1 protein-coding gene and 1 pseudogene are annotated in these 857 nt (G+C 31.4%); both read right to left on the bottom strand.

The window, feature by feature from the left end:
• Positions 1 to 304: pseudogene (locus tag AC1DRF_RS30160) on the bottom strand (hypothetical protein); the annotation flags it as partial.
• 46 nt (positions 305 to 350) lie between these two features.
• Complete coding sequence (locus AC1DRF_RS30165; RefSeq protein ID WP_427076670.1) at positions 351 to 725, bottom strand: DUF5412 family protein; 375 nt, start codon at positions 723 to 725, stop codon at positions 351 to 353.
• Positions 726 to 857: the final 132 nt, after the last annotated feature.

Genomic DNA, 857 nt, shown 5'->3' on the forward strand with positions numbered 1-857 from the left:
ATGATGGATACCTTGAATGATGGATACCTTGATAATATTTTAAACTAAACATATAGGGATGTGTTTCATCTGGCTCAATCTCGATGCCGTATTTATAAGTGAAAGTCTTATAAACCATTTCATAAAACAAGGGCATAACAATATCGTCCCAAGCATAATAAGCATGGGCATGTATAGGTATTAGATGGGGATATAAGCTTGTAATTGCTTGCTGGAAATTCAACAAAATTTTTGTATCTGTAAGCTCAGATAAAGAATCGTCTATTTCATGATTTTTTATCTTCAAGATCCTATTATCAATTATCATCTTCTCCCCCTTCTCATTGCGCTTAATTGTTTGAAAAAAGATTTTAATTATTTATGTCATTAGCATTAAATGTATCCTTTTTAACGTTTAATGTATGACCACTAATTTCAATTATTTCGTTATTTATCCACTTTACTGTGGCTGTTTCTTGAGGATAGTTCCAATAGATATTTTTTCTTTTATTGAAAGTCTTGTTTGTATCGATTAATTCTCCTCTTATAGCGAACGGAGTAGTGGCGCCACCATTTGAGCGATAAATTTTCACAATGTAATCACCTTTAGGTGAAGTACTTTGTGAAAGATATTCTCCATTTGGTACAAATTGAAGATAACTAGGTGCAAAGAGGAACCACCAAATAAATGCTATAACCACCAAAGCACTTAATACACTTAGTAACCCTATATATCTTTTTTTCACTTCTAGCTCCTATTTAGATTACATTATAGTTTCGTTTTTCTTTGCTTTTACAATTGTTTTCAAATACCCCGTTCATTTAATAAGAAATGTTCATAGTGGTGTATTTCTCTCCAAATTTCTTCATTGTTACTC

It is taken from the genome of Priestia sp. P5_B4, from assembly GCF_056400385.1.